Origin of the sequence: Micromonospora sp. NPDC049004, assembly GCF_040649315.1 — a bacterium.
In the GTDB taxonomy this organism is placed as follows: Bacteria; Actinomycetota; Actinomycetes; order Mycobacteriales; family Micromonosporaceae; genus Micromonospora.
Map to the genome: position 1 here is coordinate 273,451 of NZ_JBEZFG010000004.1, position 25,552 is coordinate 299,002.

The 25,552-nt window shown below is 71.1% G+C and carries 22 protein-coding genes and 1 other RNA gene; 18 read left to right on the forward strand and 5 right to left on the reverse strand.

All coding sequences use genetic code 11. The features are described from left to right. The 7 genes from efeO (at position 1) to raiA (ending at position 8,543) form a co-directional block, all read left to right on the forward strand. A complete protein-coding gene (gene efeO, locus AB0B97_RS14590; RefSeq protein ID WP_357493801.1) occupies positions 1–1,134 on the forward strand; it encodes an iron uptake system protein EfeO in 1,134 nt (377 codons plus the stop codon). A 25-nt stretch (positions 1,135–1,159) separates the two neighbouring features. Continuing rightward, positions 1,160–2,437, forward strand: a complete 1,278-nt coding sequence (gene efeB, locus AB0B97_RS14595) for an iron uptake transporter deferrochelatase/peroxidase subunit (protein WP_357493803.1) — start codon at positions 1,160–1,162, stop codon at positions 2,435–2,437. A 242-nt stretch (positions 2,438–2,679) separates the two neighbouring features. After that, positions 2,680–3,369 (forward strand): MtrAB system response regulator MtrA, encoded by a 690-nt coding sequence (gene mtrA, locus AB0B97_RS14600; RefSeq protein ID WP_234587699.1) that lies wholly within the window; start codon positions 2,680–2,682, stop codon positions 3,367–3,369. A 12-nt stretch (positions 3,370–3,381) separates the two neighbouring features. After that, entirely contained in the window at positions 3,382–5,139 is a 1,758-nt protein-coding gene (gene mtrB / locus AB0B97_RS14605) for an MtrAB system histidine kinase MtrB (protein WP_357493806.1), read from the forward strand. Beyond that, complete coding sequence (locus AB0B97_RS14610; protein WP_357493808.1) at positions 5,136–6,953, forward strand: LpqB family beta-propeller domain-containing protein; 1,818 nt, start codon at positions 5,136–5,138, stop codon at positions 6,951–6,953. Before mtrB ends, AB0B97_RS14610 begins: the two co-directional genes overlap by 4 nt. Before the next feature lie 4 nt (positions 6,954–6,957). After that, positions 6,958–7,665 carry a ComF family protein gene (locus tag AB0B97_RS14615; RefSeq protein WP_357493810.1) on the forward strand — a complete coding sequence of 236 codons (708 nt, stop codon included), beginning with the start codon at positions 6,958–6,960 and terminating at the stop codon, positions 7,663–7,665. Positions 7,666–7,910: 245 nt separating this feature from the next. Continuing rightward, a complete protein-coding gene (gene raiA, locus AB0B97_RS14620; RefSeq protein ID WP_234583100.1) occupies positions 7,911–8,543 on the forward strand; it encodes a ribosome-associated translation inhibitor RaiA in 633 nt (210 codons plus the stop codon). A 63-nt stretch (positions 8,544–8,606) separates the two neighbouring features. Here raiA and AB0B97_RS14625 read toward each other — a convergent pair whose 3' ends face one another. Both AB0B97_RS14625 and AB0B97_RS14630 read right to left on the reverse strand, forming a co-directional pair. After that, complete coding sequence (locus AB0B97_RS14625; RefSeq protein ID WP_357493812.1) at positions 8,607–9,722, reverse strand: GNAT family N-acetyltransferase; 1,116 nt, start codon at positions 9,720–9,722, stop codon at positions 8,607–8,609. Beyond that, a complete protein-coding gene (locus AB0B97_RS14630) occupies positions 9,719–10,870 on the reverse strand; it encodes a GNAT family N-acetyltransferase (RefSeq protein WP_357493814.1) in 1,152 nt (383 codons plus the stop codon). Before AB0B97_RS14630 ends, AB0B97_RS14625 begins: the two co-directional genes overlap by 4 nt. A gap of 168 nt (positions 10,871–11,038) precedes the next feature. Between AB0B97_RS14630 and secA the strand changes: the two genes are divergently transcribed. Further along, entirely contained in the window at positions 11,039–13,966 is a 2,928-nt protein-coding gene (gene secA, locus AB0B97_RS14635; RefSeq protein WP_357493816.1) for a preprotein translocase subunit SecA, read from the forward strand. 270 nt (positions 13,967–14,236) lie between these two features. Here secA and AB0B97_RS14640 read toward each other — a convergent pair whose 3' ends face one another. Further along, the gene (locus AB0B97_RS14640) at positions 14,237–14,818 is read right to left on the reverse strand and encodes an Rv3235 family protein (protein ID WP_234583096.1); all 582 of its coding nucleotides are present in this window, start codon (positions 14,816–14,818) and stop codon (positions 14,237–14,239) included. 259 nt (positions 14,819–15,077) lie between these two features. Further along, positions 15,078–15,305, reverse strand: a complete 228-nt coding sequence (locus AB0B97_RS14645) for a helix-turn-helix domain-containing protein (protein ID WP_234583095.1) — start codon at positions 15,303–15,305, stop codon at positions 15,078–15,080. A 217-nt stretch (positions 15,306–15,522) separates the two neighbouring features. On the opposite strand from AB0B97_RS14645, the gene AB0B97_RS14650 reads away from it, so the two are divergent. After that, positions 15,523–16,032, forward strand: a complete 510-nt coding sequence (locus tag AB0B97_RS14650) for a hypothetical protein (RefSeq protein WP_357493819.1) — start codon at positions 15,523–15,525, stop codon at positions 16,030–16,032. 11 nt (positions 16,033–16,043) lie between these two features. Here AB0B97_RS14650 and AB0B97_RS14655 read toward each other — a convergent pair whose 3' ends face one another. Further along, positions 16,044–17,180, reverse strand: coding sequence for a hypothetical protein (locus tag AB0B97_RS14655; RefSeq protein ID WP_357493821.1), 1,137 nt, complete (start codon positions 17,178–17,180; stop codon positions 16,044–16,046). A gap of 443 nt (positions 17,181–17,623) precedes the next feature. On the opposite strand from AB0B97_RS14655, the gene pruA reads away from it, so the two are divergent. The 9 genes from pruA to AB0B97_RS14700 all read left to right on the forward strand — a co-directional run bounded on the left by pruA (position 17,624) and on the right by AB0B97_RS14700 (position 25,510). Continuing rightward, a complete protein-coding gene (gene pruA / locus AB0B97_RS14660) occupies positions 17,624–19,252 on the forward strand; it encodes an L-glutamate gamma-semialdehyde dehydrogenase (RefSeq protein ID WP_357493823.1) in 1,629 nt (542 codons plus the stop codon). A gap of 176 nt (positions 19,253–19,428) precedes the next feature. Then, positions 19,429–19,944, forward strand: a complete 516-nt coding sequence (locus AB0B97_RS14665) for a PadR family transcriptional regulator (RefSeq protein WP_007455856.1) — start codon at positions 19,429–19,431, stop codon at positions 19,942–19,944. A gap of 64 nt (positions 19,945–20,008) precedes the next feature. Then, positions 20,009–21,130: a peptide chain release factor 2 gene (gene prfB, locus AB0B97_RS14670; protein WP_234583091.1), complete on the forward strand. Its 1,122-nt coding sequence runs from the start codon at positions 20,009–20,011 to the stop codon at positions 21,128–21,130. A gap of 118 nt (positions 21,131–21,248) precedes the next feature. Then, positions 21,249–21,929 (forward strand): cell division ATP-binding protein FtsE, encoded by a 681-nt coding sequence (gene ftsE, locus AB0B97_RS14675; RefSeq protein ID WP_161687384.1) that lies wholly within the window; start codon positions 21,249–21,251, stop codon positions 21,927–21,929. Between the two features lie 68 nt (positions 21,930–21,997). Beyond that, entirely contained in the window at positions 21,998–22,873 is an 876-nt protein-coding gene (gene ftsX, locus AB0B97_RS14680) for a permease-like cell division protein FtsX (protein ID WP_234583090.1), read from the forward strand. A 152-nt stretch (positions 22,874–23,025) separates the two neighbouring features. After that, positions 23,026–23,505 carry an SsrA-binding protein SmpB gene (gene smpB, locus AB0B97_RS14685; RefSeq protein WP_357493826.1) on the forward strand — a complete coding sequence of 160 codons (480 nt, stop codon included), beginning with the start codon at positions 23,026–23,028 and terminating at the stop codon, positions 23,503–23,505. Positions 23,506–23,609: 104 nt separating this feature from the next. After that, positions 23,610–23,985, forward strand: a transfer-messenger RNA (tmRNA) gene (ssrA, locus tag AB0B97_RS14690). A 228-nt stretch (positions 23,986–24,213) separates the two neighbouring features. After that, the gene (locus AB0B97_RS14695; RefSeq protein ID WP_357493828.1) at positions 24,214–24,870 is read left to right on the forward strand and encodes a hypothetical protein; all 657 of its coding nucleotides are present in this window, start codon (positions 24,214–24,216) and stop codon (positions 24,868–24,870) included. Between the two features lie 151 nt (positions 24,871–25,021). Further along, a complete protein-coding gene (locus tag AB0B97_RS14700) occupies positions 25,022–25,510 on the forward strand; it encodes a hypothetical protein (protein WP_357493830.1) in 489 nt (162 codons plus the stop codon). Positions 25,511–25,552 lie beyond the last annotated feature (42 nt).

Consider the following 25,552-nt stretch of genomic DNA (forward strand, 5'->3'; position numbering starts at 1 on the left):
ATGCGTACCACCCGATTCTTCGCGCTGGCCGCTGCCGGCGTGCTGGCGACGGCCGGCGTCGCCGCGTGCTCCGATTCCAAGAAGGATGACGCGGGCGCGGCAGGTGGCGCGATCGTGGTCAAGGCCACCGACACCGCCTGCGAGGTCGGCACTACCGACCTCGGCGCCGGGACCGCCACCTTCAAGATCACCAACTCGGGCGCGAAGGTCACCGAGTTCTACGTGTACGCCTCCGGCGACCGGGTGATGGGCGAGGTGGAGAACATCGCCCCGGGCCTGAGCCGCGAGCTGCACGTCGAGTTGCCGGCGGGCACGTACGAGACGGCCTGCAAGCCGGGGATGAGCGGCAAGGGCATCCGGGGCGCGCTCAAGGTCAGCGGGTCGGCGCAGCCGCTGACCGCCGACGCCGCCCTGGCCGGGGCCACCGACAACTACCAGCGCTACGTCAAGAGCCAGACCGCCGCGCTGCTGGAGAAGACCGAGGAGTTCGTCGCCGCTGTGAAGGCCGGCGACGTGGCGAAGGCCAAGTCGCTCTACCCGGTCGCGCGCACCTACTGGGAGCGGATCGAGCCGGTGGCCGAGATCTTCGGCGACCTCGACCCCAAGATCGACGGCCGCGAGGAGGTCATCGAGGAGGGCATGGAGTTCACCGGCTTCCACCGGATCGAGAAGGACCTCTGGCAGTCCGGCGACATCAGCAAGGACGGCCCGATCGCGGACCGGCTGCTGGTCGACGTCAAGGAGATCGTGGCCAAGGCCAACGCCGAGAAGCTCTCCCCGCTCCAGCTCGCGAACGGCGCGAAGGAGCTGCTCGACGAGGTCGCCAGCGGCAAGATCACCGGCGAGGAGGACCGCTACTCGCACACCGACCTGTGGGACTTTGCCGCCAACCTCGAAGGTTCCAAGGCGGCGCTGTCCGCCCTCCGGCCCGCGCTGGAGCAGCGCTCGCCGGAGCTGGTCAAGCAGCTCGACACCGAGTTCGCGAACGTCGAGGCGCAGCTCGGCAAGCACCGCGACGGCGACGGGTGGAAGCTGCACACCGCGTTGAGCAAGGCTGAGCTCAAGGAGCTCTCCGACGGCATCAACGCGCTCGCCGAGCCGATCAGCAAGGTTGCCGCAGTCGTCGCCAAGTGACCGGACAGCAGGGGGAGTCGAGTCGATGAGCGTACGCAGGTTGACCCGCCGGCGGGCTATCACGCTCGCCGGCGCCGGGGTGGCCGGAGTCGCCGGGGTGGCCGCCGGTGCGGGCGCGCTCGTCGGTGACTCCCGCGGCCCGGCCTCGGCCAGCGACCACCCGGCGGGTGCGGTGCCGTTCTTCGGCGAGCACCAGGCGGGCATCGTCACTCCGGCCCAGGACCGGCTGCACTTCGTCGCCTTCGACGTCATCACCAAGGACCGGGCCCGCCTGGTCTCGATGCTCGAGGAGTGGTCGGCCGCCGCCGCGAGGATGACGGCCGGCCGTGACGCCGGTGTGCTCGGCGCGGTCGGTGGCATGCCGGAGGCCCCGCCGGACGACACCGGCGAGGCGCTCGGCCTCCCGCCGTCGCAGCTCACCCTGACCATCGGCTTCGGCCCGACGCTGTTCCGCGACGCCGACGGACGGGACCGGTTCGGCATCGCCGACCGCCGTCCCGCCGCCCTGGCCGAGCTGCCCAAGTTCCCCGGCGACGCGTTGCAGGCCCCGATCTCCGGCGGTGACCTGTGCGTGCAGGCGTGCGCCAACGACCCCCAGGTGGCGGTGCACGCGATCCGCAACCTGGCGCGGATCGGCATGGGGGTGGTCAGCGTCCGCTGGTCGCAGCTCGGCTTCGGCCGTACGTCGTCGACGTCCCGCGACCAGGCGACCGCCCGCAACCTGTTCGGTTTCAAGGACGGCACGGCCAACCTCAAGGCCGAGGAGACCGACAGGCTCCGCGACCAGCTGTGGGTGCAGCCGGGGGACGGGCCGGACTGGATGACCGGCGGGTCGTACCTGGTGACCCGCAAGATCCGGATGCTCGTGGAGACCTGGGACCGGACTTCCCTGGCCGAGCAGGAGGAGATCGTCGGTCGCACCAAGGGCAGCGGCGCCCCGCTCGGGCGCAGCAAGGAGTTCGACGAGCCGGACTTCGCGGCACGCGGTGACGACGGCAAGCCGCTGATCCCCGAGCACGCCCACGTCGCCCTGGCCCACCCGAGCAGGAACAACGGCGCGCACCTGCTGCGGCGGGGCTACAACTTCGTCGACGGCTCGGACGGTCTCGGCCGGCTCGACGCCGGCCTCTTCTTCATCGCCTACCAGCGGGATCCACGCCGGCAGTTCGTGCCGATCCAGACCCAGTTGGCCCGCCACGACGTGATGAACGAATATCTGCGGCACGTCTCCAGCGGCCTGTTCGCCTGCCCGCCCGGAGTACGCGACGGTGGGGACCACTGGGGCCGCGCGCTCTTCGGCTGAGCGCCGGACGGCGACCCGTCGTCTCCGATCGTGACAGCGCGGCCGGCCGGGGCTACGGTGGCGCCGGACGGCGCCGAGGGGGGATCATGGTGGCAGCCGGCCCCGGGTCCGATCCCTGTGCTGGCCCCCGCACCACGTGGCGCCGCCGCCGCGGGTCGCGGGCGACTGGTTCTGCCGGCGGCACCATCCGTACCGGGTGACGCCGGTCCCACCGAACTGAACGGGGATGCAATATTAATCCCATGAGAGCCCGGGTACTGGTGGTCGACGACGACCCCGCACTCGCCGAGATGCTCGGCATCGTGCTGCGCAATGAGGGTTTCCTGCCCTCGTTCGTGGCCGATGGCGAGCGGGCGTTGGCAGCGTTCCGTGACAGTCGACCGGACATCGTCCTGCTCGACCTCATGTTGCCCGGTATGAGTGGTATCGACGTGGCACGGTCGATCCGTGCCGAGTCCGGCGTGCCGATCGTCATGCTGACCGCCAAGAGCGACACCGTGGACGTCGTCCTGGGCCTGGAGTCCGGCGCCGACGACTACGTGGTCAAGCCGTTCAAGCCCAAGGAGCTGGTGGCCCGGATGCGGGCCCGGTTGCGCCGTGGCGAGGACGTGGCCCCGGAGATGCTGACGATCGGGCCGCCCGGCAACCAGATCACCATCGACGTGCCGGCACACACCGTGAGCCGTAACGACGAGGAGGTGAAGCTGACGCCGTTGGAGTTCGACCTGCTGGTCGCGCTCGCCCGCAAGCCGCGTCAGGTCTTCACCCGTGAGGTGCTGCTGGAGCAGGTCTGGGGCTATCGGCACGCGGCCGACACCCGACTGGTCAACGTGCACGTGCAGCGGCTGCGCGCCAAGATCGAACCAGATCCGGAGCGGCCGGAAATCATCCTCACCGTGCGGGGCGTGGGCTACAAGGCGGGCACCGGATAGCCTGGTCACACTGTGTCAACCTCGCCGCCCCCGCACCCTCAGAGCACGCCTGCCCGCCGGCTCGACGCCGGCCGGGACCTGTGGCGTGCCCTCAGTGGCCGGGTCGCACGGCTGGTGGCCCGGGCGCACCAGACCTGGCGTCGCTCGCTCCAGGTCCGGGTGGTGACCATCACGCTGGTCGCCTCAAGCCTGCTGGTGGGCGGTTTCGCGTACCTGATCGCTGACAAGATCACGACGATCCTGCTCGACAACGCCCGCAGCGACGTCCAGTTGCGGGTCAAGGGCGGCGCGGGCTACGCGGCCAAGCAGGTCTCCCTCTACGGTCAGCCGCAGGAGGCGCAGCTTCAGGAGACCATCGAGGGCACGGTCAACTACCTGGCCGGCGGCGACCCGCAGCAGACCAGTGGTGTGGTGGTGGCGATCACCGCCGCCGACTACCCGACCATGATCCAGACCCGCACCGCGCCGGCGGCCAACGTCCAGCCCCTGATCAGCAAGGAGCTGCGGGCCGCGGTCGCCAGCGGCAAGGTGGCCAGCCAGATCCAGACCGGTCGACTCACCGGCGAAACGACGAAGTACCTGGTCTACGGCTCGCCGGTGCCGACCCGCTTCGGGCAGATCGAGCTCTACTACCTGGTGCCGCTGACCCGGCAGGACGCCACCGCGGCGGACGCCCGAGCCACGGTCGTCGCCACCGGGATCGCCCTGGTGGTCCTGCTGGGTCTGCTCGCCGCCCTGGTCACCCGCCTGGTGGTCAACCCGGTCCGCGTCGCCGCGCGTACCGCCCAGCGGCTCTCCGCCGGCCTGCTCGACCAGCGGATGGTGGTCAACGGCGAGGACGATCTCGCACTTTTGGCCGCCTCGTTCAACCAGATGGCGACCAACCTGCAACGGCAGATCCTGCGTCTGGAGGAGATGTCCCGGTTGCAGCGCCGGTTCACCTCCGACGTGTCGCACGAGCTGCGGACCCCGCTGACCACGGTCCGGATGGCCGCCGACCTGATCTTCGCCGAGCGCGACGAGTTTGACCCGGCGGTGGCTCGCAGCGCCGAACTGCTCCAGGCCGAGCTGGACCGTTTCGAGGAGCTGCTCACCGACCTGTTGGAGATCAGCCGGTTCGACGCGGGCTTCGCCATGCTGGACGCCGAGCCGACCGACCTGGTGCCGGTGGTGCACCGGGTCGTCGACCGGTTGGCCGGCCTGGCCGAGCGGGTGGGCGTGGAGATCGAGCTGGACCTGCCGACCACGCCGGTGATCGCCGAGGTCGACCCCCGCCGGGTCGAGCGGGTGCTGCGCAACCTGGTCGGCAACGCCGTCGAGCACGGCGAGGCCCGCCCGGTGCTGATCACCCTCGGCATCGACGACACCGCCGTGGCGATCACGGTTCGCGACCACGGCGTGGGGCTGAAGGTGGGTGAGGAGAAGCTGGTGTTCAACCGGTTCTGGCGGGCGGATCCGTCCCGGGCCCGGCAGACCGGCGGCACCGGGCTGGGTCTGTCGATCAGCCTTGAGGACGCCCGCCTGCACGGTGGTTGGCTGGAAGCCTGGGGAGCGCCCGGGCAGGGCGCCCAGTTCCGGCTCACCCTGCCGGCCCGCGCCGGTGACCGGCTCACCACGTCGCCGCTGCGGCTGGTGCCCGCCGACGCGGCGCTGCCGTTCGGCGGCCCCCGCGACGGCGGCCCGCTGGCCATCGGGCCGGGCGCCGGTGGAGCGCTGGCGATCGGCCCCGCGTCGACGGGGGACGGCCAGCGGGCGGAGGTGCGCTCGTGAGGGCTCGACCACTTTTGGGCGCCTTCGGCGCGGCGCTGCTGCTCAGCGCGGGCTGCGGCATCCCGGCGTCGTCCGACGTGCGGGTGGACGGCAAGGCCGGCACGGCGACCGAGGCCGGGTCGAGCAACGGCCGGAGCAGCGAACCACCATCGCGTACGGCCAGCGGCAGCGACAACGAGGCGTTCGTGCGTAACTTCCTGTCCGCCGCCGCCGGCGAACCGGACCGGGCGTACGAGCGGGTGAAGGCGTTCATCGCTCCGGAGCACAAGCCCCGCCTGCAGGACAAGAAGGGCAGCGAGGTCGCGCTGACCGTGGTGCGGCTGGGCGAGACCGTCTTCACCTTCAACAGCGACTCCACCACCACGGTCAAGATCACGGTGCAGCAGATCGGCGTGCTGCGGACCAACGGCACCCTGGCACCGCCGGTGGCGACCGAGACCGAGTACGAGTTCCGGCTGCGCAGCGCCTCCCTCGGCGGGGCCGACAACGACGAGCGCGCCGGTCAGTACGTCCTCGACCCGCCGAACGTGCTGCTGCTCAGTGACGTCGCCCTTCAGCAGTACTACCAGGACGAGTCGATCTACTTCTGGAGCTCCGACCGCACGCGGCTGGTGCCCGACCAGCGTTACCTGCCGTTCGCGGTGCCGGACGAGCGCCGGGTCAACGAGGTGGTGCGTTGGCTGGTCGGCGGCCCGTCCGACTGGCTGCGGCCGGGCGTCGTCGGCCTGCCCGACGGCACCGAGCTGATCAACAACGCCACCGGCGCGAACAACCGCTGGGAGGTCAACCTGGACATGTCCGGCGACGACCAGAGCCGGGTCGACCAGGTGATCACGCAGCTCGCCTGGTCACTGGGGGACCTGCCGGGCGAGTTGGAGCTGAAGATCCGCAACAACTCGCAGCCGGTCCAGGATCTCAACGAGCGCCGGCTGGCCCAGCCGCTCTACCCGGTTCGGGAGGGCCCGCAGCGGTTCGGGGTCTACGAGGGCGCGATCCGCCCGCTGGACTTCGTCAGTGAGCCCAGCGGCGTGGTGCCCCTGGCGGCCGAGGTCAACCGCAACATCGTGTCCGCCGGCCTCGCGCGGGGCACCAGCCGGATCCTCGCCGCGATGGTGGTGACCAGCGGCAAGGACCGGCAGCGACTCGCGGTGGGCGTCGGCGCGGACGCGGTGACCGCGCTCAACCGCAGCGGCACGGAGTACGCCTCGATCAGCCGCCCGGTGTGGCTGCGTACCGTCGACTCCCGGCCGGCGCAGGGGCTGGTGGTGGCAGATGGCCGCCTGTACCGCTTCGACGAGGCCGCCCGCATGTCGGAGGTGCCGCTGAACCTGCCTTCGCCGCAGGTCACCGCGGTCGCCGCCGCGCTGGACGGTCAGCGGGTCGCGTTGATCGCCGGCGGGCGGCTCTACGTCGCGGCGATCACCCTCGACGGCGCCGGGAGCGGGATGTCGGTCGGCCCGCCCCGGGCCCTGGTCACCTCGTTGACCGGCCTGACCGCGGTGGACTGGATCGGCGAGGATCGGCTGGTGGTGGCCGGGTCGGCCGGCCAGCCGGCGATCTACGAGATCAGCGTGGACGGCGCTCTGGAGACCCCGCTGCGCACCGACGTGGGCGCGAAGGTCAACCACCTGACGGCGTACCCCACCAACCGCAGCGTGCGCGTTCCCACCGGGTCGTACATGTACGAGGCGAACAAGGTGGCGTACCGCAGCAGCCCGTTCGAACGGATCGAGCCGGGAAGTGTGCGCGACGTCCCCGCGCCGCCGGCCGGGGTCCGGCCGAGCAACCCGTCCGCCCCGTTCTTCCTCTACTGACGCCGTGCGCGGCCTCTGGGCGGACCTCGCCGACCTGGTCCTGCCCGCGGACTGCGCCGGCTGCCGGGAGCGTCACGCCGTCCTGCGGCAGGGCTTCTGCCCCGCCTGCGTGACGGCGCTGGGCGTGCTGCGTCCCCGGACGGTCCGCCCCACGCCCGCCCCACCGGGGCTGCCGCCCTGCGTCGCCCTCGGCCCGTACGCCGGCCCGCTGCGGGAGGCCCTGCTGGCGTACAAGGAGCACGGCCGGCACGGTCTGGCCCGCCCGTTGGGCGCGCTGCTGGCCGAGGTGGTCGTCGCGGCGGTCGGCGGAGTCCGCCCGGTGGAGTTGGTGCCCGTGCCGGACACCGCCGCGGCGGCCCGGGCCCGCTACGGTGACCACCTGGACCGGTTGGCCCGGCACTGCGCGAGCCGGCTGCGCCGGGGCGGCTGGCCGGCGCGGGTGAGCCGTCCGCTGCGCGCGCTGCCCCGCCCGGACTCGGTGACGCTGGACAGCGCGGGCCGCGCCGCGGCGGCCGAGGCGGCGTTCCGACCCCGGTCCGGCGCCTCGGACGGGCCTCGCCGGGCGGTCGGCGCCCCGGTCGTCGTGCTGCTCGACGACATCGTCACCACGGGCGTGACCCTGGCCGCGGCGACCCGGGTGCTGACCGCGAGCGGACGGCCACCCGGTGTCGCCGCGGTGCTCGCCGCGACCGAGAAAAGACACCAGTTGTAACCGACAGTGTTTCCGTTTCACCCGTTGGTGTATGAGGTGCGAAAAATCCTGGGCGGTCTTGGCAACATGGGGTGACTGCCGAGCGAACAGGAGTTAGCGTTTCGCTGTCAGGGGTAGGAGGTCGTTCCATCCCGCCCCCGGCGGTGAGAGGAGGCGTAGCCGTACTGACCGGTCGACGCCAGCGGGTCTCCCCACGGCGCGCGACCGGGAAACCGGATCGAAGACGTCCGAACAAGGGAGGTCACGTGGACATCGTGGTCAAGGGCCGCAACGTCGAAGTGCCGGACCATTACCGGGTACACGTAGCCGAGAAACTCGCAAAGGTCGAACGCTACGACCACAAGATTATCCGTATCGATGTCGAGCTGTTTCACGAGCGCAATCCGCGCCAGGCCGACCACTGCCAGCGGGTGGAGATCACCTGCGTTTCCCGGGGCCCCGTGATTCGGGCCGAGGCCTGCACGAACGATTTCTACAGCGCGCTCGACGCCGCCATCGCGAAGCTCGACACCCGGCTACGTCGTGCGGCGGACCGCCGCCGCGTACACCGTGGTCGGCACGCGCCGATCTCCGTCGCCGCCGCCACCGCCGACCTGCCGGTCACGGATCTGGTGGCCGCCCCGCTGTCCGCGCCGGGCGCTGGCGCACGCGCCGGCACCGCCGTCGCCGAGCGGGTCGAGGAGGACCACGACCAGCCGTGGCACATCGCCCGGGAGAAGGTGCACCCGGCGGAGCCGATGACGATCGACGACGCCCTGTTCCAGATGGAGCTGGTCGGCCACGACTTCTACCTGTTCCAGGACAAGGAGACGGGCCGCCCCAGCGTCGTCTACCGACGCCACGCCTACGACTACGGCATCATCTCGCTCGACACCTGAGCCGGGCCTGACCCGCGTCGAGCACGGGGTTGTGGCGGGCGACCGCCGCAACCCCGTGTCTCGTCAGCGCCTGTCAGCCGGCAGCAGGGCGAACGTCAGGTCGTCGAGGCGGGCACCCGCCAGGCCGGGCAGGCGACCGCGTTGCAGGGCCTCGCGCTGGAAGCCGACCCGCTCCAGCACGCGATGCGAGGCGGTGTTCTCCGGCACGGTGCCGGCGGTCAGGCGGGCGATACCCGCCGGGCCGAACGCCCACTGCGCGAGCAGCCGTACCGCCCGGGTGGCGTAGCCGTGCCCCCGCCAGCGTGGGAGCAGCGCGTAGCCGATCGACGCCTCACCACTTGTCACTTCGGTGTACGACAGGCCGCAACTGCCCGCCGGCTCGCCGGTGGCCACGTCGACGATCAGCAGTCGGGCGATGTCGCCGGTCAGCCATGCGCTCTCCGCCAGCCGGCAGCGCCGCTCGATCGACTCGGGCGTCGGTGGCACCGGCGGGGCCTGGTTGGCGACGACCTCGGGCCGGCTGTGCAACCCGTACATCATCTCCGCGTCGTCCGGCGCGAGGCGGCGCAGCGCCACCACCTGATCGGTGAGCATCCCGTCGGGCAGGTCGGGCAGCAGCCGGGGGGTCGGGCCGGGCGGATCGTCGGCGAGGCGTACCCAGGTCAGCAGATCGTGCCGGCCGCCGTCCCGGCGCTGCCCGGCCGACCGACGCAGGCCCTCGTACCGGAAGCCGGCGGCCAGCGCGACCCGCTGGCTGGCCGCGTTCTCCAACTCGGTGAGCAGCTCCAGCCGGAGCGTCCCGGTGCCGAAGGCGTGTTCGCTCAACGCGCGGGTCGCGGCCGTGGCCACCCCGCGCCCCCGCGCCGCCGGCCGCAGCCAGTAGCCGATCTCCGCCTGACTCCGGCCCGGTACCGGGTTGCTCAGTCCGGCCCCGCCGAGCAGCCGGTCGGTGGCCGGGTCCGCGATGGCGTACGCGGCGCCGCCGCCGGCCCAGACCGCCGGTGCGCCGGCCTCGACCCACCAGTGGGCGTCGATTTCGGTGTACGGAGACGGCATGCTGGACACGAACCGTTGGCTGAGCGGGTCGGCGCACCCCTCGACCAGGTCCGCGATGTCGCCGGCCCGAAACGGCCGGAGCCGCACCCCGTGCGCCTCGACGACCGGCACCGCCCCGGTCATGCCAGATCTCCGGCGAGCAGCGCGGCCACCCAGGCGTCGACCCGCTCACCCCGGTGCTGGACGCCGCCCCGGGCGGTCCCCTCGAACGTGAACCCCGCCTTCTCGGCGGCCCGCCGGGAGGACGTGTTGCCCACGTTCGCCTTCCATTCGATCCGGGCCAGTCCCAGCGTGGTGAAACCCCAGGCGCTCAGCGCGATCAGGGCGGCCGGCAGGTGACCCCGCCCGCGGGCCGCCGGGGCGGTCATGAAGCCCACGTCCGCGAGCAGCGGGTCGGCGGGGGAGAGCCGCAGGTCCAGAGTGCCGACGTACCTGTCGTCCGGGTCGGCGACCACGAAGCAGGCGGAGTTCCCCCGGGCCCAGGCGTCCTGGGCGTAGCCCCGGTACCCCTGGGCGTCGGAGCGGTCGTACGGGTCCGGAACCGTTGTCCACCGGATCGTCTCCGGGTCGCGGCAGGTCTGCACGATGGCGTCCAGATCGCGCTCCTCCATCGGTCGCAGCCGCAGCTCACCGGTCGCCGAGGTGGCGAACAGGGTCGGCTGTGGGCGGCCGAAGACGGCGGCCCGGCGAGCGACCAGGGTGCCGGGGCCGGCCGGCCCGGTCGATCCGGGTTCGGGCACCTCGCCGGGCAGCAGCGAGCCGATCCAGGTGTCCGCGCCGTTGTGCGGTTCCGTCTCGGCCGACCGGACCCGGCCGTCGATGCGGAACCCGGCCCGCAGGGCGACCAGCCGCGAGGCGTGGTTGCCCACCTCGGCCTGCCAGAGCAGCCGGCGCAGCCCCAGCTTCTCGAAGGACCAGCGGGCGACCGCCCGGGCGGCCCGGACGGTCACGCCCCGACCGCGCGCCCACGGTGCCGTCCAGTAGCCGATCTCACCGGTGCCGGCACGGTCGACGGAGATCAGCCCGCACGAGCCGAGCAGCTCGCCGGTGGCCGCGTCGCAGACCGCGAACGGCGCCCCGGTGCCGTCCGCCCAGGCCCGACCGCTCAGCTCCGTGACGAAACTGTGGGCATGTTCGCGAAGGTATGGGCGCGGTACGGTGGTCCAACGCTGAATGTCCCGATCCTGGCAGGCGCGGTGTACGCCGTCGGCGTCCGCCTCCCGCCAGGGTCGCAGCAGCACGCCGTCCTCGACGATCTCCACAGGCTCCACCCGTGCATCGTGCCGGAACGTTCGCCGAAGGCGTAACCGGATAACGTCCCGGGCGCATCCCGTGCGCGAATTATGTCGGGTTCGGCGAGGTGGACCGCCGCCACCAGTGACCATCGCGCCGATGGAGCGCCTACGATGGTTCGAGACTGTCTAGGGGAGCGTTGATCCGTGTCGATTCTGGAAAAGGTCCTTAATGCGGGCGAGGGCCGCATGGTGCGCCGGCTCAAGGCCATCGCCGCCGCCGTCAGCTCGATCGAGGACGACTACGTCAACCTCACCGACGAGGAACTGCGCGGCATGACCGAGCAGTTCCGGGAGCGGCTCGCCGACGGTGAGACCCTCGACGACCTGCTGCCGGAGGCGTTCGCGGTGGCCCGCGAGGCGGCCGCCCGGGTGCTCGGCCAGCGGCCGTACGACGTCCAGGTGATGGGTGGCGCCGCGCTGCACTTCGGCAACATCGCCGAGATGAAGACCGGTGAGGGCAAGACGCTGACCTCGGTCATGGCCGTCTACCTCAACGCGCTCTCCGGCGACGGCGTGCACGTGGTCACCGTCAACGACTACCTCGCCCAGCGTGACGCGGCCTGGATGGGTCGCGTGCACGAGTTCCTCGGGTTGACCGTCGGCGTGGTGCTGCCCAACCGGCCGGCCAGTGAGCACAAGGCCGCCTACGAGTGCGACATCACGTACGGCACCAACAACGAGTTCGGCTTCGACTACCTGCGCGACAACATGGCCTGGTCCAAGGACGAGCTGGTGCAGCGCGGGCACAACTTCGCGGTGGTCGACGAGGTCGACTCCATCCTGATCGACGAGGCGCGCACCCCGCTGATCATCTCCGGCCCGGCCGAGCACTCCGCCCGCTGGTACGGCGAGTTCGCCGGCGTCGTGGCCCGGCTCCAGCCCGGCACGGACGGCGAGGGCGACTACGAGGTCGACCACTCCAAGCGCACCATCGCGGTCACCGAGCGCGGCGTCGCCAAGGTCGAGGACCGGCTCGGCATCGACAACCTGTACGAGTCGGTGAACACCCCGCTGGTCGGCTACCTCAACAACGCCATCAAGGCCAAGGAGCTCTACAAGCGCGACAAGGACTACATCGTCAGCGACGGTGAGGTCCTGATCGTCGACGAGTTCACCGGTCGCATCCTGCACGGCCGTCGCTACAACGAGGGCATGCACCAGGCGATCGAGGCCAAGGAGGGGGTGGAGATCAAGCAGGAGAACCAGACCCTGGCCACCATCACCCTCCAGAACTACTTCCGCCTCTACAACAAGCTGTCCGGGATGACCGGTACGGCGCAGACCGAGGCGAGCGAGTTCAACAAGGTCTACAAGGTCGGCGTCGTGAGCATTCCGACGCACCGCCCGATGGTCCGCGAGGACCGGCCGGACGTCATCTACAAGACCGAGAAGGCCAAGTTCAACGCCGTCATCGAGGACATCGCCGAGCGGCACCAGATGGGCCAGCCGGTGCTGGTCGGCACCGTCTCGGTGGAAAACTCGGAGATCCTCTCCCAGCTGCTGCGCCGCCGGGGCATCCCGCACAACGTGCTGAACGCCAAGTTCCACGCCCGGGAGGCCGAGATCGTCGCCCAGGCCGGGCGTAAGGGCGCGGTCACCGTGGCCACCAACATGGCCGGCCGCGGCACCGACATCCTGCTCGGCGGCAACCCCGAGTTCCTCGCGGCCAACGAGCTGCGCCAGCGCGGTCTCGACCCGCTGGAGAACGAGGAGGACTACGCCAAGGCGATGGAGGAGGTCCTGCCCACCTGGAAGCAGGCCTGCGACGCCGAGGCGGACGAGGTCGCCGCCGCCGGTGGCCTGTACGTGCTGGGCACCGAGCGGCACGAGTCCCGGCGGATCGACAACCAGCTGCGCGGTCGCGCCGGCCGGCAGGGCGACCCGGGCGAGTCCCGCTTCTACCTGTCGCTGCAGGACGAGCTGATGCGACGCTTCCGGGCCGGCGCGGTCGAGGCGGTGATGGAGCGCTTCAACATCCCGGAGGACGTGCCCATCGAGTCGAAGATGGTCACCCGCCAGATCAAGAGCGCCCAGGCCCAGATCGAGGGTCAGAACGCCGAGATCCGCAAGAACGTTCTGAAGTACGACGAGGTGCTCAACAAGCAGCGCCAGGTCGTCTACGCCGAGCGGCTGCGGGTGCTCAACGGCGAGGACCTCTCCGACCAGGTCCGCAACATGATCGACGACACCGTCGAGGCGTACGTGCGGGGTGCCACCTCCGAGGGTTACGGCGAGGACTGGGATCTTGAGCAGCTCTGGTCCAGCCTCAAGCAGCTCTACCCGGTCGGCGTGACGATCGAGGAGCTGGAGGAGGAGGCCGGTGGTTCCCGGGCCGGCATGGACGCCGACTTCCTGGTCGCCCGCCTCAAGGAGGACGCGAACGCCGCGTACGACCGCCGCGAGGAGCAGCTCGGCACCGAGGGGGTGCGCCAGCTCGAGCGGATGGTGCTGCTCCAGGTGATCGACCGCAAGTGGCGCGAGCACCTCTACGAGATGGACTACCTCCAGGAGGGCATCAACCTCCGGGCGTACGCCCAGCGCGACCCGGTGGTGGAGTACCAGCGCGAGGGCTTCGACATGTTCGCCACCATGATGGAGGGCATCAAGGAGGAGACCGTCGGCTTCCTCTACAACGTGGACGTCCAGGTCACCGAGCCCGAGCCGGCAGCCGACTCGGAAGAGGTCACGCTGCTCGACAAGCCGGTGGAGATCCGGGCCAAGGGCCTCAACCGCTCGCCGCAGCGGCAGGGCCTGCAGTATTCGGCTCCGACCATCGACGGTGAAGCCAGCCCCGGCGCCGTCAGCGTCGAGCAGGAGCAGCAGCAGGCGCCGGCGCTCGGTGTGGGCCGGCCGGCCCAGGGCATGCCCGCAGCCCCCGGGCAGAGCGCACCGTCCGCCCCGCAGCGGCCGGCCTCCGGGCTGCGTGGCCCGACGCTGCCGTCCGCCGGCTCCCGACGTCCGGTCCCCAACCAGGCCGATGCCGGCAACGGCCCGTCCCGCAACGCGCCGTGCCCGTGTGGCTCGGGCCGCAAGTACAAGCGCTGCCACGGCGCCCCCAACGGCGGCAACTGACCCACAGCGCGTCCCGATGGGCCCTGGCCGACGAGGCCGGGGCCCATCGGCGTCTCCACCCGGCGCATCCCCGGGCCACGTCCCCTCCGACGCCCACGGCCGGGTGACGGCCGATCATCTCGGGTTCCTGGAAGTCGGGGCGTCGGCGCCAGGTTGATACGGCGCTTTCCTGGAAGTCGAGTCGATCAACGCAGAGCCTGGGCCTGCGGCACGCCGCGTGGCCCCCCCGGGGGGCGGCGGTGGCGGCGTGGGCGGGCCCCTGGCGGGTTGTCAGAGGACGTGCAGGGCCGTGCACAACCAGCGGCCTCGGCGGTGTTCCAGGCGTACCGCCATGGCCCAGCTCCGGCCACCGGCACCGCTCACCACGGCAGCCGCTTCCACAGCGGCTTCCCGGGGCTCACACACCCGCAGTCGGAGCAGCCGCAGGGCCGGCCGCGTTGCGCGACGGCGAACCGGCCCGGCCCGGCCGGTCGCGCGGGCGAGTTCGGTGAGCAGTTCGACGGCCCGGCCCGGGTCGAGCAGGGGGCGCACCTGGGCCGGCGAGCGGTAGCCGTTGACCACCTCCAGGCACGTGCCGACGAAGCGGTGTGCGGCGCGGGTCGCCTCGGGGGCGCTCGCCGGTGGGAGCGGCGCACCCGGGTGGCTGGCCGGCCGGGACGGCGTCCGGCGTGGGGCCGCGCGGCGCTCCGCCGGCCGGACCGGATCCGGTCGTGTCGAGGCGAACAGGTCGAGGGCGAGTTGGCCGTGGGTCGGCCCCGGCCAGTACGTCTCGTCGGGGTACGGCGGATCGATGGGCGGGACGGGGCGCAGGCGCACAGGTGGCCGGGAGGGACCGGGTCGCCGCTCACTCATCGCTGCTCCCTTTGATCTTGCGTTTGCCTTCGTTTGCCTCCGACTGACTCGATTGTGCGCGACACAACGGCCTCGGTCAATGCCCGCGACGGTGGGCGTGCCGGCCCCTGGGAATGATCGACCCGGTGTCGCCGACGTCGCGGTGTCCCGGCAGGCCGGACAGCCCCATCCCGGCGATACGGAGTCGATCACGCGGGCCGTGAGCAGGGCGGGAGCGGGCCGGGAGCGGGGGCGGAACGTGGCGCGCGGCCACCCGGGCCTACTCCGGGTCGCGGTCGATCAGGGGGTTACCGCGTACCCAGTCGGCGGTTTCGGCGTACTTCTGCGCGATGTACTCCTCCAGCCGGGCGCGCTCGACCCGCCACTGACCGCGTCCGCCGATCTTGATCGCCGGCAGCTCCCCGCTGCGGACCATGTGGTAGACCTGCGAGTCCGACACGTTCAGCTCGGTGGCCACGTCGGAGAGCAGCAGGAACCTCGGCTCCACGGAAACTCCCGGGGTTGACGTCGTTTGCCTCAGTTTGCCATCGGCAGGGCTCACCGCCCAGCATCCACCCGGCCCGGCGGCGGACCAACCAGAGCCCGGACACACCGGCGGGAAACTTCCACCGGCCGGAGGCGGGGTGTATGACGGTCACGGCGTGCGGCATGATCTGCGCCCGTGCCGGCTGCCGCCGGCACAGGACCGAGCGGGGAGACGACCGGTGACCGACGAGCTTGTCCGGGTGTACGTGCCGGCGACCGTACCCATGCTGGCCCGCCTGCGCGAGCAGGGGCTGACCGCCGACCGGGCGCACGCGGTGACACCCGCGCTGCGCGAGTGGTACGCCGAGGGCGACGAGGAGGAGTTGGAGTACGTCGCGTTCACCCGGGCTGCCCAGGACGCGCTGCACCTGCTCAGGGCCGATCCCGCAGCGCCCCGCCGCCGCGTGGTCGTCTCGGTCGACGTGCCGCCCGCCGCGCTCGGCCGTGGCGATGGTGAGCTGGGGTCCAGCATGGTGACGTTGGCCGACACCGTGCCGGTGGGAGCCGTCGCGGCGATCCACGTGGACGGCGCGGACGCCGTCGAGGAGGTCGCCGCCGCGGCCGACGTGGTGGCCGAGGCCGCTGCCGGCGACCCCGACGCCCAGTTCACCGTCGACGGGGCCGAGGATCACGAGCTGGAGTGGTACGACGTGACTGAGCTGGACCTGCTGCTGCGCGCCACCGACTGAGCCGGCAGCGGTCAGCGGGCCGGGTCGGCCCTGGCCGGGTCGACGTCGACGGCGTCGTGAGCGGTCGTGTCCGCCTCGTCGTCGTCGGTGTCGGCGTCGGCGTTGGTCTCGTTCGCGACTGCCGGCTGCGTGGCACCGGGACCGTCGGCCACGGCGGGACCGTCGGCCACCACGGGGTCGTCGTCGCTGTGCGAAGGGCCGAGCGTGCGGCCGAACGCGATGAGCGCGGTCAGCGCCCCCACGAAGACCATCCAGATGCCGTTGTCCACCCGCGAGGTGCCCAGCGAGGTCTGCGCCACCGCGTCCGCCTCGCTGAGCGCGCTGGCCAGGTCCAGCAGCGACCGGCCGCCGACCCGGATGATCACCTCGGCGAGCAGCAGGAGCAGGCCCGGCCCGGCGCCGGCGAGCAGGTAGGCCGGCCAGCGCAGCGCGGGCGTCAGCGGATCGCGCCGCAGGGCTCGCCGCCGTGCCCAGGTGAGGTAGCCGAAGGCGAGCAGCCCGGCCAGGAGGCCGGCGATGAGCGACTCGGTGCGCGACACCCACTTGGCGGCGTCGACAAGCGACTGCTGGGTGTCGCCCGCGCCGAACAGGTCGAACAGCGGGTCCCGGGCACGACTGAACGCCACCACGAAGACCAGCGCGCCCAGCGCGGCGGTCACCACCGCGCCGACCGCCGGGGCGGTTCGCGCGCCGGCGATCGCCCCACCGATGATCGCGGCGGCCGCCGTCGTCCCGGCGATCACGTTCGTGGTCGAGGTGTCGAAGTAGGTCAGGTTGATCGCCAGCGCGGCGGCCAGCCCGACGAGCATCCCCGCGCCGATCGCACCGACGAAACGCAGGGTCGCTCCGTCGCCGTACCGGCGCGACAGCAGGTTGCCGAAGGCCAGCGCGGTCGCCGCGCCGGCCACCAGCGCCGCCGAGATCACACCGGGCAGAGCGAACGCGGAGAGGCTGATCGCGGTGATGCCCGCCGCCGCCGAGGTGATGGCCTCCCGGGTCGACCAGAGCATGGCGGCCAGCCAGCCGAGCGCCAGCAGCGCGAGCACTGCCGCGCCGGGCGCGGACACCGGTCGGCCGCCGGGGGTGGCCGCGTCGACCGCCGGCTGGTCCGACTCCGCGGCTGGGACGCGGCCGGGCTGCTTGGTCATCGTCTCCCCTTCGAGGCGCCAGGTCACCGACCATTCAGGGTACGCGGGCCGCCGCGACCCCCTCTGAACGAGCCACACCTCATGGGTACGCGCCAGCGACGTACCCCCGAAGGAACCGCAACGGGCCCACGGTCCGCGACCAACGTCGGGGCTGGGGCGAGCGTCCCCGGCGCAGGGATCAAGCCTGACCGCCCGGAGCCGGGGACGCTCGCCCCAGCCCCACCACGACGCCCGATATGGCACGACGCCCAGTAAGGAGAGAAAGGGCAGCCGGTCCTGAGCAACCGGGAGGTGGTGGAGGCGAGTCGAGCACCCCCGCATGAAACAATCGTGGGAGGTCCCGCCGCTGCTCGGCCCTCCCGCGCGGCGTCCGGTGTCCGGCCGTCCGGTCGGTGCCCGCGGGTCCGGTTTCGCCACCGCTGTCGAGATCGCCAGGAGCCTTGATGGATGCCGTGTTCTCCGTTCCCGAGCCGCGCAACGAGCCGGTTCGCAACTACGAGCCGGGCAGCGGAGACCGGGACCGGCTCCAGCGGCGGCTGACCGAGCTGGCCGCCGAGCGCATCGACCTGCCGATGACCATCGGCGGGGAGCAGCGGATGGCGGCCGGCGACCCGATCAACGTGGTGCAGCCGCACAAGCACGCCCACGTGCTCGGCGTGACCGCGCACGCCACCCACGACGACGCCCGCGCCGCGATCAAGGCGGCCAAGGACGCCGCGCCGATGTGGCGGGCGCTGCCGTTCGAGGAGCGCGCCGCGATCTTCCTGCGCGCCGCCGAGCTGCTCGCCGGCCCGTGGCGCGACACTCTCAACGCCGCGACCATGCTCGGCCAGTCGAAGACCGCGATCCAGGCGGAGATCGACGCGGCGTGCGAGTTCATCGACTTCCTGCGGTTCAACGTGCACTTCGCCCGCCGCCTGCTCGAGGAGCAGCCGGCGTCCTCGCCGGGCGTCTGGAACCGCTTCGACCACCGCCCGCTGGAGGGCTTCGTCTACGCGGTCACCCCGTTCAACTTCACTGCCATCGCCGGCAACCTGCCGTCCGCGCCGGCGCTGCTGGGCAACACGGTGATCTGGAAGCCGGGCCCCACGCAGCAGTTCGCGGCGCACTTCACCATGCGGCTGTTCGAGGCCGCCGGCCTGCCGCCCGGCGTGATCAACATGGTCACCGGCCGGGGCGAGGAGGTCTCCGACGTCGTGCTCGCCGACCCGGATCTGGCGGGTATCCACTTCACCGGTTCGACAAAGGTCTTCCAGCAGTTGTGGCGGACCGTCGGCGACAACATCTCCCGCTACCGGGGCTACCCGCGGCTGGTCGGCGAGACCGGTGGCAAGGACTTCGTGGTCGCGCACACCAGCGCCGACGTGGACGCGCTGCACACCGCGCTGATCCGTGGCGCGTACGAGTACCAGGGCCAGAAGTGCTCGGCGGCCTCCCGGGCGTACGTGCCGCGCTCGCTCTGGGAGGGGGGCCTGCGGGACCGCCTGGCCGCCACCGCCGACTCGTTGACCTACGGCGACGTGGCCGACTTCGGCAACTTCGGTGGCGCGGTGATCGACGACAAGGCGTTCGCCCGGCACACCGCGGCGCTGGAGCTGATCGGCGGTGACGACAGCTGCCGGGTGCTCGCCGGCGGCACGGCCGACGACTCGGTCGGATACTTCGTCCGGCCGACGCTCTTCGAGTGCTCCGACGCCGCGCACGAGACGTTCACCACCGAGTACTTCGGGCCGATCCTGGGCGTGCACGTGTTCGACGACGCGCGCTTCGACGAGGTGGTCACGCAGGCCGAGTCGATCGCCCCGTACGCGCTGACGGGGTCGGTGTTCGCCACCGACCGCCGGGTGATCGACGCGGTCGGCGAGCGCATGCGGTACGCGGCCGGCAACTTCTACATCAACGACAAGCCGACCGGCGCGGTGGTCGGGCAGCAGCCGTTCGGCGGCGCCCGGGCCAGCGGCACCAACGACAAGGCGGGCTCCTGGCTCAACCTGGTTCGCTGGGTGTCGCCGCGGACGATCAAGGAGACCTTCGTGCCGCCGACCGACCACACGTACCCCCACATGGGCTGACCTGCGGCGACCCGCCGGCGGCGTGCGCAGCGCCGCCGGCGGTCGGCCGAGGGGCCGCAACCCATCGATAGTCCTCAACGGACAGTCTGCCGCCGACAGTGCACTTAGGAAGTCCTGTTGGGTGGCAAACTGCCAAATCCTGGACGCCGGCAGCGCAAAGTGGCAGCGTAACGGGCATGGCGGAATCCGGAGTCAACCCCACGGCGGCGGCCCTGCTCGGGCTGCTCCACGAGGGTCCCATGACAGGCGGCCAGTTGATGGCCGCCGCAGAGCGCCGGCTGGCGCCGTACTGGTCGATGACCCGCAGTCAGGTCTACCGCGAGTTGCCGGTACTGGCCGAGCGGGGTTACGTGCGGCTCGGCAAGCCGGGCCCACGAATGAGTCAGCCGTACGCGCTCACCGCCAGCGGGAAACGGACGTTTTCCCGCTGGCTGGCGGAGAACCCGGGGCGGGACACCATCCGCAACCCGATCGCGCTCCGGATGGCCTTCGGCAACCTGCACTCGTCCAGCCAGCTCAAGAGCCTGTACGCCTCGGCCAACGAATACCACACCGAGGCCCTCGCCCAGGTACGCGAACAGGTCAAGAACGCCAAACGGGACGGCGAGACGTACGACGCCAGCGCGCTGGAGTTCGCCGTCGCCTACCACCGGGCGGCCCTGTCGTGGCTGAAGTCCGCCCCCGTCGGGTGATCTCCTGCGGCTTCGCCCACCGGGAACGAGCTGAGCGGCCAGCGGCACAGTACGCTTGCTTGTCGTGACCGCTGCCGATTACGCCGAACAGCTCAAGGAACTCGACGCGACCCTGCGCAACATCGAGGCCGTCCTCAATCTGGACCGGCTGCACGAGGACAAGGCCCGCCTGGAGCAGGAGGCGTCCGCCCCCGACCTGTGGGACGACCAGGCCAAGGCGCAGCAGGTGACCTCTCAGCTGTCGTACGTCAACGGCGAGATCAGCAAGCTGGGCAGTCTGCGCTCCCAGCTCGACGACGCCCGGGTGCTGCTGGAGTTGGCCGAGGCCGAGTCCGACCCCGGCGTGCTGACCGAGGTCGAGGCGGAGATCACCGGCCTGACCAAATCCATCCAGGAGATGGAGGTCCGCACCCTGCTCTCCGGCGAGTACGACTCCCGGGAGGCGCTGGTCGCCATCCGGGCCGGCGCCGGTGGCGTGGACGCGGCGGACTTCGCCGAGATGCTGCTGCGGATGTACCTGCGCTGGGCCGAGCGGCACGGCTACCCGACCGAGGTCTACGAGACCTCGTACGCCGAGGAGGCGGGCCTGAAGTCGGCCACCTTCGCGGTCAAGGTGCCCTACGCGTACGGCACCCTCAGTGTCGAGTCGGGCACCCATCGGCTGGTCCGGATCAGTCCGTTCGACAACCAGGGCCGCCGGCAGACCAGCTTCGCGGGCGTGGAGGTGCTGCCGGTGACCGAGCAGACCGACCACATCGACATCCCGGAGAACGAGGTACGCGTCGACGTCTACCGTTCCTCCGGCCCCGGTGGGCAGAGCGTCAACACCACCGACTCGGCGGTCCGGCTCACCCACATCCCGACCGGCATCGTGGTGACCTGCCAGAACGAGAAGTCCCAGCTGCAGAACAAGGCCTCCGCGCTGCGGGTGCTCCAGGCCCGGCTGCTGGAGCGCAAGCGCCAGGAGGAGCAGGCCAAGCTGGAGGGCCTGAAGGAGAACGCGGCCGGGTCGTGGGGCGACCAGATGCGCTCCTACGTCCTGCACCCGTATCAGATGGTGAAGGATCTCCGAACCGAGCAGGAGACCGGCAATCCGAGCGCTGTCTTCGACGGCGAGTTGGACGGTTTCATCGAAGCTGGTATCCGTTGGCGTAAGCAGCGGCAGCTCGCCGGCGACGGTGCGTGACGGCTCGCGGGCGGAGCGCTTCGTCGATCTCCAGGTGAGGGCCTGATTCGACGACGCGCGCCGCTTCTGCGGGGCGTGGGGCTTGGCTCAGTTGTTACACCGCGTAGACTCACCACCCGTGATTCAGCTTGAGCAAGTGACGAAGACGTACCCGAAGGCGTCCCGGCCTTCGCTCGACAACGTGTCCGTCTCGATCGAGAAGGGCGAGTTCGTCTTCTTCATCGGTCCATCCGGCTCCGGCAAGTCCACAATCATCAAGATGCTGCTGCACGAGGTCACCCCCAACAAGGGGCGGGTCGTCGTCAACAGCAAGGACGTCACGTCGATGCGCTCCTGGAAGCGACCCCACTTCCGGCGTTCGATCGGCTGCGTCTTCCAGGACTTCCGGCTGCTGCCGAACCGCACCGCGTACGAGAACGTGGCGTTCGCCCTTGAGGTGATCGGCAAGACCAAGGCGGTTGCCCGCCGGGTCGTGCCGGAGGTGCTGGAGCTGGTCGGGCTCGGTGGCAAGGAGCATCGCTACCCGCACGAGCTCTCCGGTGGTGAGCAGCAGCGGGTCGCCGTCGCCCGGGCGTTCGTGAACCGTCCGCTGATCCTGCTGGCGGACGAGCCCACCGGAAACCTGGACCCGGACACCTCGATCGAGATCATGCGCCTCCTGGACCGGATCAACCGCACCGGCACGACCGTCGTGATGGTCACCCACGACTCCAACATCGTGAACCAGATGCGTCGCCGCGTCATCGAGATCGAGAGCGGTCGCATCGTGCGTGACCAGGCCCGCGGCGTCTACGGGTGAGCCGGCGCTCCACCCCTCTCGCAGCCTGACGACGAACACCTCATGCCGGAGACCCGGAGGAAATCCCGATGCGCGTGAAATACGTCCTGTCCGAGGTACTGGTCGGACTGTGGCGCAACGTGACCATGACCATCGCGATGATCATCACGATGGCGGTCTCGCTGACCATGCTTGGCGCCAGCGGTCTCATGTACCGCCAGGTTGACGACATGAAGGACCTCTACTACAAGAACATCGAGGTCTCGATCTTCCTGAGTCAGGAGGTGAGCGAGCAACAGCGCACCGACCTGGACGGCAAGCTGAAGAACGACCCCCTGGTCAAGGAGGTCATCTACGTCAACAAGGACGAGGCGTACAAGAAGTTCCAGGAGATGTACCAGGACGCGCCGGACCTGGTCAACGCGGTCAAGCCGGACCAGCTGCCGGAGTCGTTCCGGCTCAAGCTGAAGAACCCGGAGCAGTACAAGAACATCTACGACCAGTACAAGGACACCGAGGGTGTCGACGAGATCGTCGACCAGAGTCGACTGCTGGACAAGATCTTCGACGTCCTCACCGCGATCCAGAACATCGCCCTGGCCGCCGCGATCGTGATGGCCATCGCCGCACTGCTCCTGGTGGCCAACACCATCCAGGTCGCCGCGTACAGCAAGCGGCGTGAGGTGGCGGTCATGAAGCTGGTCGGCGCATCCAACTGGTTCATCCAGGCGCCGTTCGTGCTGGAGGCCGTGGTGGCCGGCCTGATCGGCTCACTGCTCGGCCTGGTGGCCCTCGTCGCGGCGAAGTATCTGCTCTTCGACGGGTCACTCAAGGCGTTGCAGGGCCTGCTGTCGCCGATCAGCTGGGGCGACATCCTGTTCATCTTCCCGCTGATGGCCGGCGTCGGTGGCCTCGTCAGCGCCGCCACCGCCTGGATCACCCTGCGCTTCTACCTGCGGGTCTAGGCAGCGTACGGGTCGTCCCGTCGTCACTCGGGGACCCTCCCGCAGCCGGAAATAAACGGCGCGGGAGGGTCCTTGTCATTCGGGTAGCATGATCGGTTGTCCGGCCGGGGGGAGCTCGGTGACGGACGTTTCCGGGAGAGGGGGTGGCGCCGATGCCACGGGAAAAGGGGCGCAAGGTGGTCGCCTCCAACAAGAAGGCACGCCACGACTACTCGATCCTCGACACGTACGAGGCGGGCATGGCGCTGACCGGCACCGAGGTCAAATCGCTGCGGGCCGGGCGGGCGTCGCTCGTCGACGCGTTCGCGCAGGAACGTGACGGCGAGTTGTATCTGCACTCGATGCACATTCCGGAGTACACCCAGGGCACGTGGACCAATCACGAGCCCCGGCGTACGCGCAAGCTGCTGCTCAACCGGGGCGAGATCGACAAGCTGCTCGGCAAGACCCGCGAGGGCGGTTACACGATCGTCCCGTTGCAGGTCTACTTCTCGGACGGCTGGGCCAAGGTCGAGATCGCCCTGGCCAAGGGCAAGAAGTCGTACGACAAGCGTCAGGACCTCGCCAAGCGCGACGCGGACCGGGAGATCGCCCGGGTGTCCGGTCGACGCGGCAAGGGGATGGACGACTGATTCATCCTGTTTGTCCGGGTCGGTGGGTCGGCCCGGGGCTCGGGATGAAAGCTGTTGCGCCAGGCGTTAGTCTTGTCAGTGCCGCCACATCGGCGGCCTGTCGAGGGGGTGACTGGTTTCGACTTCGTACGCAGCGACAGGGGAAGCGAGCCGAGGAAGCCGACGTCGTCTCGAGAATCGGTCGTCGGAACTTTATAAGCGCCAATAACAATCGCGCTGACTTCGCTCTCGCCGCCTGAGGCGAGTAGCTAAGTCTGTCGGTCTGGGAACGCCTTCGTCCCAGTAGCCGGCATCAGCTAGGAGGCTGGCCAATCGGACCCGGTCGCGGGGTCCGTGCGGCGAGATCAATCAGCGACTGGGCCCGTCACACCAACTTGCTCGCGTGAGCGGTGGGGCCGAGTAGAGGCACAGCGAGCTGCGCTCGGAGAAGCCCTGACAAACCGGCGAAGGACCCGGGTTCGATTCCCGGCACCTCCACCACCTCGAAGCGATGCGCCCCGGCCCACCGGCCGGGGCGCATCGTCGTATCCGCCGACGCCACCGAGCGAGGCAGGGTGAATGATCCACTCCACCTCGCCGATGTGGCGGTATCCGACCGTCCTGACACGCCCACATCCGCGACCTGGAGTGGATCACCGGGGGCGGCGGACCGCATCGACACCGACGCCCGGGCACCGCGGGCGGGGCGCCGCCGCCTACGCTGCCGCTGTGACGAACCAGCAGCTGCGCCTGTCGGTCGGCGCGTCGGCCGGCCAGCGCACCGTCGCGGTGGTGACCGGGGTCCTCGTCGCGGCGATCGGCGCGGCGTTCGTGCTGGTGCCCCTGCTCGCCGGCGGGCTGCTGCGCCGCCTCACCGGCCCGGGAGACGGGTTCGCTTCCTACGAGGAGGCCCGCGACCTGCCGCCCGGAATGCTGCCGCCCGCGCTGCGCGAGTCCACGAGCGGCTCGGGAGGGGCCGGACCGTTCCTCGGGCTGTGCGGGCTGCCGTTCGTCCTGCTCGGCGTCTACCTGGTGCTGCGGGTGCTGCGTACGGCCGCATGGCTGGACGGCAGCCGGGTGCGGGTGCGGGGCGCCATCCGCAGTCGTACCGTCGATCTCGCCATCGCCCACGTCGACTCCCGTCCCGCCGGGCAGTTGGGGGCCGACCCGTCGGCTCCTGCGGGTCGATCGCCGGGGATCGTCGTCACCGATCGGGCCAGTGGGCACCGCGTCACCATCCCGCTGCAGGGGATGGGCCTGCCCGTCCTGCCGCCGTCCGAGCTGCGCGCGCTCGCCGACGCGTTCGCGGCGGGCCGACCCGGCGCGGAGCCCAGCGACGAGGCCCGCGCCGTCGCCGCCGACCTGCGTCGTCTGGCGAGCGCCTGAGCGGCCCGCTGACGGCGGTGCCCGGCGTGCGGGTGAGGCGCAGGCCAACAGCTGTTACCAGTGGGACGGATGAGCAGCAGACGCCTCTGGACAGGGCGAACGGGCGGGTTCACCATCACGGTATGGGATAGCAGCCCGCGCGGGAGGTGCCATGGTCACCGGTGGAATCCAGCAGCCGTCAGTCACCGCGCGGCCGTCCGCCGCCCGCACGTATCCGACCGGGCTCCCCGGCGAGCCGGGGCCCGCCGGGCTCGCCGGCGACCTGCACGCCCTGGCCCGTGCCGTGGCGGTCGCCACGACCGAGCCGAGCTGGCGCGAGACCGTGCTGCTTCGCCTGCGCCCGGTCGGGCAGGGCTTCGCCGAGCACGTCCGGGTCACCGAAGGGCCGGCCGGGCTCTATCGGGAGCTGCTCACCCACTCGCCCCGCCTCGATCACGGCATCCGGCTGCTGACCCGGGAGCACGGCGCGATAGTCGCCGCGATCCTGGCCGTGCAGCGGGTCGCCGAGCGGTCCGAGGCCGGCCCGGACGAACTGCGCCGCCGGACGGGGCACCTGCTGCGGACGCTCGCGCGGCATCGGCGCCGAGGTGCCAATCTGCTCTGGCAGGCGTACCAGACGGATCTGGGCGGCGAGACCTGAGCCGAGGCGGGAACCCACCTGGCGGCGGTCCCGTCGAACCTG

Excerpts from the sequence above, each read along its gene's own strand:
- pruA (WP_357493823.1), top strand. The coding sequence starts at position 17,624 with ATGGATGCCGTGTTCTCCGTTCCCGAGCCGCGCAACGAGCCGGTTCGC.
- smpB (WP_357493826.1), top strand. The coding sequence starts at position 23,026 with ATGCCACGGGAAAAGGGGCGCAAGGTGGTCGCCTCCAACAAGAAGGCA.
- mtrA (WP_234587699.1), top strand. The coding sequence starts at position 2,680 with ATGAGAGCCCGGGTACTGGTGGTCGACGACGACCCCGCACTCGCCGAG.
- AB0B97_RS14625 (WP_357493812.1), bottom strand. The coding sequence starts at position 9,722 with ATGACCGGGGCGGTGCCGGTCGTCGAGGCGCACGGGGTGCGGCTCCGG.
- ftsX (WP_234583090.1), top strand. The coding sequence starts at position 21,998 with ATGCGCGTGAAATACGTCCTGTCCGAGGTACTGGTCGGACTGTGGCGC.
- AB0B97_RS14655 (WP_357493821.1), bottom strand. The coding sequence starts at position 17,180 with ATGACCAAGCAGCCCGGCCGCGTCCCAGCCGCGGAGTCGGACCAGCCG.
- efeB (WP_357493803.1), top strand. The coding sequence starts at position 1,160 with ATGAGCGTACGCAGGTTGACCCGCCGGCGGGCTATCACGCTCGCCGGC.
- AB0B97_RS14700 (WP_357493830.1), top strand. The coding sequence starts at position 25,022 with ATGGTCACCGGTGGAATCCAGCAGCCGTCAGTCACCGCGCGGCCGTCC.
- AB0B97_RS14640 (WP_234583096.1), bottom strand. The coding sequence starts at position 14,818 with ATGAGTGAGCGGCGACCCGGTCCCTCCCGGCCACCTGTGCGCCTGCGC.
- efeO (WP_357493801.1), top strand. The coding sequence starts at position 1 with ATGCGTACCACCCGATTCTTCGCGCTGGCCGCTGCCGGCGTGCTGGCG.
- AB0B97_RS14665 (WP_007455856.1), top strand. The coding sequence starts at position 19,429 with ATGGCGGAATCCGGAGTCAACCCCACGGCGGCGGCCCTGCTCGGGCTG.